A 6817-nucleotide genomic window follows, 5' to 3' on the forward strand; every position below is an offset into this window, starting at 1 on the left:
CGCGAATACGGCGATGCCTCCGCCCATTCGCGGCGTTCACTTTTTGCCCAGCCACGACAAATTGCCGCCGTGAGCTGTACTGCCGGGTATTCAACCCAGCGTCTCGTTGGTTCGCGTTTTAGGATGTTCTGGGGGTGCGCCAAATAAAACTATACGAGAGGCGGATCATGAACTCTGGGTTGAAGATCGTGGCTCAAGAATAGCGGAGACGTGTTCAGTCGGCCCAGGCAGGTGGCGGATCATCTAGGCCTGGCAATGGCAGCGCCAATGGATCGCGATGAAGCAGGCCCGGGTCGTTCTCGCTGACTTTGTTCACCCGCAGGTTGACGGGCCAGGCCAGCAGCACCTCCGCCGGGCAGGGGCGCAGCAGGGACTGCAACTCTTGCGCTGTCGCCCGAGACTCGCCTAGCCAGAGCGGCCAAGCGGCTTGCGGCAGGATCACCGGCATGCGGGGGTGCAGGGCAGCGAGCTTCGCATTCGCCGCCGTGGTGACGATGGTGCAACTGCGGAGGATGCTGCCATCCGGCGCGCGCCAGCCTTCCCAGAGGCCGGCGAAGGCGATCGGCGCGCCGTCCCGCAGCGCCACGGCGAAGGGCTGGCGCGTCCGGCCCTCCTGCGGCCATTCATAGAAGCCGTCGGCGGTGACGAGGCAGCGGCGGCGGGCGAAGGCCTCGCGGAAGGCGGGCTTCTCCGTCAGGGTTTCGGCGCGGGCATTGATCATCCGTGCGGCGCCGGAGGCGTCCTTCGCCCAGCGCGGCACGAGGCCCCAGCGCAACGGGTCCAGGTGGCGGGCGCCGGTCTCCGGATGGCAGCGCACCGCCAGCACCTCCTGGGTCGGGGCGCGGTTCCAGCTCGGCGGCGTGTTGGGCAGCTGCGTCGTGATGTCGAAAGCGTCCGCGACCGCGCGCGGCCCGCGCCGCTGGAAGAACCGGCCACACATGCCCCGAATGTGGCGCGCCCCTTATCCTCTGTCGAGCCGCCGGGCGAATGCTTACCGCGCCCCGCTGTGACCCGGCACGCTGCCCCGTCGCGATGGGGTTGCGGACCACCGGTCGCCCGGTGCCCCGATGTCACCCGCCAACGCCCGGAGCCCGAATGCCTTCCGTTGCAGCCGGACCGCACCTTGCCCTGCGCGGCGCCGCCGCGACGGGCTGTGCCCGACGCTGTTCGCCCAGCGCCCCCGGGGCCCCCCGGCGTTGCGCAGCAACGTCGCGGGATGATCAGAAGGGCAGGAGCACGTCGAGGATCTGGGAACCGATGCGTGGCTGTTGCAGATCGGAGAGCGTGCCGCGGCCGCCATAGGCGATGCGCGCCTCCGCCAGCCGGTCATGCCGGATGGTGTTGTCGCTGGCGATGTCCTGCGGCCGGATCACGCCGCGCACCGCCAGCTCCCGCAGCTCGGCGCTGACCCGCACCTCCTGCCGCCCGGCCACCACCAGATTGCCGTTGGGCAGCACCTGGGTGACGGTGGCGGCGAGGCGCAGCGCGATGGTCTCCGACCGCCGCGCCGTGCCGTCGCCATCCGTGGCCTGGCTGCCATTGGCGCTGACCAGCGTGTCCGGGCTGGCGGCGCGCGGCAGCCAGCGGCTCTGCAGGCCGAAGAGCTGCGGCAGGCCCATGGTGTCCGTGCCGGTGCGGCTGCGCTGGGTGCGGTTCTGCAGCTGCGCGCTGTCCTCGATGCTGACCAGGATGGTGATGAGGTCGCCGACCTGCGCCGCGCGCTGGTCGCGCAGGAAGGTGCGGCTGCCGGGGCGCCACAGGCTGTTGGCCGCCAGCGGCGGGTCCTGCGGCGCCGGCATGGGCATGGTCACCGGCCGGTAGTCCGGGGCACTGGTGGGGTCCGTCACCTGGCTCATTTCCGGGTTGCGGCCGACGCGGGAAAGGCGCTCCAGCGAACCGCAGCCGGCCAGCGGTACGGCCAGCGGCAGCAGCGCCAGCAGGGCGCAGCGCCTCATGGCCGCTCCGCCGGCACCGGCGCGGCGCCCATGGCCACGCGCACCCGGCCGGGCGCGACCACCTGGCCCTCCACCACCGCCCGGCTGGCCAGGTTCATCACCGGCACCAGCCCGCCGCGCGGGCCGGCCTCCAGCGCCCGTCCCTGCGCCGTCAGGGCCAGGCCCGGGGCCTGCACCTCCAGCACCACCAGCGCATTCTTCTCCACCAGGGAAGGCGGGCCGAAATCATTGCCCAGCAGCGGCAGGTCGGCGGCGACAGGGCGGCGGAGCTGCTGCCCCACCACCTCCTCCGGCCGCTGCGCGGCGCCGGGGCGGACGCGCTCCGCCCGCAGCCTTCCGGCGCGGACATCGCCGGGCCGCACCACCTCCCCCAAGGCCAGGCGGCGATTGGCCAGCACCACCGGCAGGGTCGGCACCGCCCGGCCGGCCAGGCGCTGGCGCAGGGTCGGCATGCCCTCCGCCAGCACCACCAGGGTGGTGGCGAAGCGGCCGGTGGCGGCGTCGAAGCTGGAGGATTCAAGGGCGAGCTGCGTCAGCGCCGCGGGCGGCACCATGGGCGGGACCAGCGGGCCGAGCTCCAGCTCCGCCTCCGGATCCATCGCCAGCTGCAACAGCTCCTCCCGCAGCGCGGCCAGGATCTCCTCACGCGGGATGGCGCGGCCCGGCCGCTCGATCACCACCCGCTCATTGCCGGAAAGCGGCCGCCAGGGCAGGCCATAGGCGCGGGCGATGGCGGCGAGCTGGGCGATCTCCACCACCATGCGCCGGCCGGGTGCCGGCGCGGCGCCGATCGCCTGCTCGGCGCGCGGCCCGGCATTCTCGAACAGGTCGCCGAGGCGGAGCGTGGTGGAGTCCACCAGGGCAAGCGGCCGCGCCGCGGGCAGGGCGGGCTGGGCCTCCGCCGGCAGGGCAGCAAGCAGCAGCAGGGCGAGGGAGCGCACCGGGCACCTCATCAGCGCATGCGGGAGAGGGTGGAGAGCATCTCGTCGCTCGCCGTGATCACCTTGCTGTTCATCTCATAGGCCCGCTGGGCGGTGATGAGGTTGGTGATCTCGGAGACGACGTTGACGTTGCTGGCCTCGAGGAAGCCCTGCAGCACCTGGCCATGGCCGGGCTGCCCCGGCGCGGCCAGCTGGGCCTGGCCGGAGGCCGGCGTCGCCAGCAGCAGATTGTCGCCGATCGCCTCCAGCCCGCCTTCGTTGGCGAAGATCGCGGTCTGGATCTGGCCGACATTCTGCGGGTTGATCTGGCCGTCCAGCTTCGCCAGCACCTCCCCCGCCACGTTGATGGTGACGTCCACGGCGGCGGCCGGGATGGTGATGCCGGGCAGCACCAGATAGCCCTCCGCGGTGACGATCTGGCCTTCCGCCGAAAGCCCGAAGGTGCCGTCCCGCGTATAGGCGGTCTCGCCCGAGGGCAGCTGCACCTGGAAGAAGCCGTTGCCGCGGATGGCGAGGTCGAAGCGGTTCTCGGTCTGGTTCAGGCTGCCCTGCTCGGCAATGCGGTAGATGGCGGCGGTCTTGACGCCGAGGCCGATCTGGGTGCCGGCGGGCAGGATGGTGCCGTTCTCCGAGCTCTGGCTGCCGACGCGGCGCTGGGTCTCGTAGATCAGGTCCTGGAATTCCGCCCGGCGGCGCTTGTAGCCGGTGGTGTTCATGTTCGCGATGTTGTTGGAGATGACCTCGACATTGGTCTGCTGGGCCAGCATCCCGGTGCCGGCGATCTGAAGCGAGCGCATGGGTCAGGACCTTCCGGGTTCTAGCTGCGGCGGCGGAGGATGCGCTCGACGGCGGTCTGCAGCCGCTCGCCCTCGCGCTCCGCGAATTGGGTCACCATCTGGAATTCGCGGCTTTCCTCGGTCAGCCGCACCATCTCCAGCACCGCGCTGACATTGCTGCCCTCGTAGCTGCCCTGGAGGAGAGAGGGGCGCGGCACCGGCTCCGGCGCATCGTCGGCGGCGAAGAGCCGGTTGCCCTCGGCGCGCAATCGCTGCGGGTCGGCGAAGCGGACGACGCGCAGCCGGCCGACCACGCCGTTCTCGGTCCGCACCGTGCCGTCCCCCATGATCTCGATGCGGGAATCGCCGCGGGCGAAGACGATGGGGCCGCCCTGCTCGCCGAGCACGTCATTGCCCTCGGCATCCACCAGCTTGCCGTCCTGGTCCAGGGTGAAGCGGCCGGCCCGCGTGTAGCGCTCGCCGCGCGGAGTCTCGACGGCGAAGTAGCCCTCGCCATGGATCGCGACGTCCAGCGGGTTGCCGGTGGCGGTCAGCGGCCCCTGGCCGGTGTTGCGCCAGGTCGCGCGGTCGATGGTGTAGGCGACGTCGCGGCCGCTGCGCGGGCGCTCCGCCAGCGGATCCCGCTGCAGGTAGCGGGAGAAGATCTCCCGCTCGCTGTGGAAGCCGGCGGTGTCGGCATTCGCGAGGTTGTTCGCCACCACGGACATTGCCCGCATCTGGGCGCCGAGGCGGGAGAGGATGACGTAGCCGGGCGTGTCCATTTGCGTCTCCGCGAAAGCCCCCGGGATCCCGGGGCGGCGCCGTCCTGGCGCGGGGATGGCTGGGGCAGGGCAACCGCCATGCCAGCTTGGCCGGGCCGAACCGCGGGGCCGGAGCCGCCGGGCACGGCAATTCCTGCCGAGCGGGCGGCCGGGCTTGCCGGGCGCCGGCAGCTTCAAGCCTTCCTTAAGCGACGCCGCGCACACTCCCCGGGGATCGGGCAACGGGCGGAATATGGCGGCGAAGCCGGAGAAGTCTGCGGGGGCGACGGAGGGCGAGGCGAAGCCGAAGGGCGGGAAGCGCAAGCTCCTGCTGCTGGCGGCGCCGCTGCTGCTGGCCGCCATCGGCGCCGGGCTGTGGTTCACCGGCATCCTCCCCGGGCTGCTCGGCATGGGCACGCCGGCGGCGGAGGCGGCGGCGGACGGCCATGGCGAGGCGGCGGCGCAGGGCGAGGGCGGCGGTCACGCCGCGCCGGCGGCCGTGGCGCCGCGCAGCGCGGTCTATTTCGACATGCCGGACATCGTCGCCAACCTCAACGCGCCCGGCCGCCGCGCCACCTACATCAAGCTGCGCAGCAAGCTGGAGCTGACGAAGCAGGAAGACGTGCCGGCGCTGCAGCAGGCGATGCCGCGGCTGCTCGACCTCTTCACCACCTATCTGCGGGAGATGCGGCCGGAGGAGCTGCGCGGCAGTGCCGGCATCCAGCGGCTGCGGGAGGAGCTGGTGGCCCGTGCCAGCGTCGCTGCCGCCCCGGCCCGCGTCGCCGATGTGCTCTTTCTCGAATTGCTGGTGCAATGAGCGACAGCCCGAACGAGGAAGAGGACCTCGCCGCCGCCTGGGGCGCGGCGCTGGACGCGGAGGGCGAGGCGGATGCCGCCGCCGGCCCCGATGCGGCGCGCGTGCTGAACCAGGCGGAGATCGACAGCCTGCTCGGCTTCAGCTCCGGCCCGGCCGAAAGCGGGGAGAAGACCGGCATCGAGCGCATCGTCAGCGCCGGGCTGATCTCCTACGAACGCCTGCCGATGCTGGAGATCGTCTTCGATCGCCTCGTCCGCATCATGTCCACCAGCCTGCGCAACTTCACCTCGGACAATGTCGAGGTCTCGATCGACAGCATCGTCTCGCTCCGCTTCGGGGACTACCTGAACTCCGTGCCGCTACCCGCCATGCTGGCGGTGTTCAAGGTGGATGAGTGGGACAATTACGGCCTGCTCGTCATCGATTCCGCGCTGATCTACTCGGTGGTGGACGTGCTGCTGGGCGGCCGCCGCGGCACGGCGGCCATGCGCATCGAGGGCCGGCCCTACACCACCATCGAGCGCACCCTGGTCGAGCGCCTCATCACCGTGGTGCTGCAGGACATGTCGGATGCCTTCAGCCCGCTGAGCCCGGCCAATTTCCGCTTCGAACGGCTGGAGGTGAACCCGCGCTTCGCCGCCATCTCCCGCCTCTCCAACGCCTGCATCCTCTCCCGCCTGCGCGTCGACATGGAGGATCGCGGAGGCAAGATCGAGCTGCTGCTGCCCTATGCGACGCTGGAGCCGGTGCGCGAGCTGCTGCTGCAGCAATTCATGGGCGAGAAATTCGGCCGTGACAGCATCTGGGAAACCCATCTGGCGGAGGAGCTGCTGCACACCGAGCTCTCGCTGGACGTGGTGCTCGACGAGCAGACCATGCCGCTCGCCGCCGTCATGTCGCTGCAGCCGGGCGACCGCATCACGCTGAATGCCGCGCCCGGCGCGCCGGTGGTGCTGCGCTGCGGCGACATCCACCTGTTCGAGGCCGAGCTGGGCCGGCGGGAGACCCGCCTGGCCGTGCGCATCGGCCATGAAATCCGCCGTCGGCAGGAGGCTTGAGGCGATGGGCTGGGTGCAGACCGGGCTTGATCTTCTGGTGGTGGCGCTGCTCGGCGCCACGCTGCCCTTTGCCATCAGGCTGGAGCGCGCGTTGCGCACGGCAAGGCAGGACCGTGCGGCGCTGGAGGGCAGCGCGGCGGAGCTCGGCGAGGCGACCCGGCTGGCCGAGGCGGCGACGACGCGGCTGCGCGCCACGGCGGAAGGGGCAGGGCGGCAGGTGGCCGAGAAGCTCGCGGCGGCGGAGCCGCTACGCGACGATCTCCGCTACCTGATCGAGCGCGCCGAGGCCCTGGCGGACCGGCTGGACAGCCTGGTCCGCAGCGCCCGGCCGCTGACCGCCGAGCCCGGCCGCGCCGCGCCCGCCGAGCCGGCCGAGGCCCGCAGCCAGGCGGAGCGCGACCTGCTGCGCGCCCTGAAGGCCGTGCGCTGATGCGGCTGCGCCTGCTGCCCGCCGCCATGCTGGCCATGGGACTGCTGCTGGCGGCGAAGCTCGCCGGGCTGCTGCTGCC

The 6817-nt window shown here is 71.9% G+C and carries 8 protein-coding genes; 3 read left to right on the forward strand and 5 right to left on the reverse strand.

The window, feature by feature from the left end; genetic code table 11:
• Positions 1-214: 214 nt before the first annotated feature.
• The 5 genes from NJ376_RS19920 to flgF all read right to left on the reverse strand — a co-directional run bounded on the left by NJ376_RS19920 (position 215) and on the right by flgF (position 4454).
• A complete protein-coding gene (locus NJ376_RS19920; protein WP_252955039.1) occupies positions 215-940 on the reverse strand; it encodes an SOS response-associated peptidase in 726 nt (241 codons plus the stop codon).
• A gap of 280 nt (positions 941-1220) precedes the next feature.
• The gene (gene flgH / locus NJ376_RS19925; protein ID WP_252955040.1) at positions 1221-1955 is read right to left on the reverse strand and encodes a flagellar basal body L-ring protein FlgH; all 735 of its coding nucleotides are present in this window, start codon (positions 1953-1955) and stop codon (positions 1221-1223) included.
• A complete protein-coding gene (flgA, locus tag NJ376_RS29410; RefSeq protein WP_252955041.1) occupies positions 1952-2896 on the reverse strand; it encodes a flagellar basal body P-ring formation chaperone FlgA in 945 nt (314 codons plus the stop codon). Before flgA ends, flgH begins: the two co-directional genes overlap by 4 nt.
• An 11-nt stretch (positions 2897-2907) precedes the next feature.
• The gene (flgG, locus tag NJ376_RS19935) at positions 2908-3693 is read right to left on the reverse strand and encodes a flagellar basal-body rod protein FlgG (protein WP_252955042.1); all 786 of its coding nucleotides are present in this window, start codon (positions 3691-3693) and stop codon (positions 2908-2910) included.
• Positions 3694-3713: 20 nt separating this feature from the next.
• Positions 3714-4454: a flagellar basal-body rod protein FlgF gene (gene flgF, locus NJ376_RS19940; protein ID WP_252955043.1), complete on the reverse strand. Its 741-nt coding sequence runs from the start codon at positions 4452-4454 to the stop codon at positions 3714-3716.
• 232 nt (positions 4455-4686) lie between these two features.
• On the opposite strand from flgF, the gene NJ376_RS19945 reads away from it, so the two are divergent.
• From NJ376_RS19945 to NJ376_RS19955, 3 genes are read left to right on the forward strand one after another with little or no spacing between them, the layout of a single operon-like run.
• Entirely contained in the window at positions 4687-5250 is a 564-nt protein-coding gene (locus NJ376_RS19945; RefSeq protein WP_252955044.1) for a flagellar basal body-associated FliL family protein, read from the forward strand.
• Positions 5247-6308: a flagellar motor switch protein FliM gene (gene fliM, locus NJ376_RS19950; protein WP_252955045.1), complete on the forward strand. Its 1062-nt coding sequence runs from the start codon at positions 5247-5249 to the stop codon at positions 6306-6308. Before NJ376_RS19945 ends, fliM begins: the two co-directional genes overlap by 4 nt.
• A gap of 4 nt (positions 6309-6312) precedes the next feature.
• A complete protein-coding gene (locus NJ376_RS19955) occupies positions 6313-6738 on the forward strand; it encodes a DUF6468 domain-containing protein (RefSeq protein WP_252955046.1) in 426 nt (141 codons plus the stop codon).
• The last annotated feature ends 79 nt before the right edge of the window (positions 6739-6817 follow it).

This window comes from Siccirubricoccus soli, assembly GCF_024178315.1.
In the GTDB taxonomy this organism is placed as follows: Bacteria; Pseudomonadota; Alphaproteobacteria; order Acetobacterales; family Acetobacteraceae; genus Siccirubricoccus; species Siccirubricoccus soli.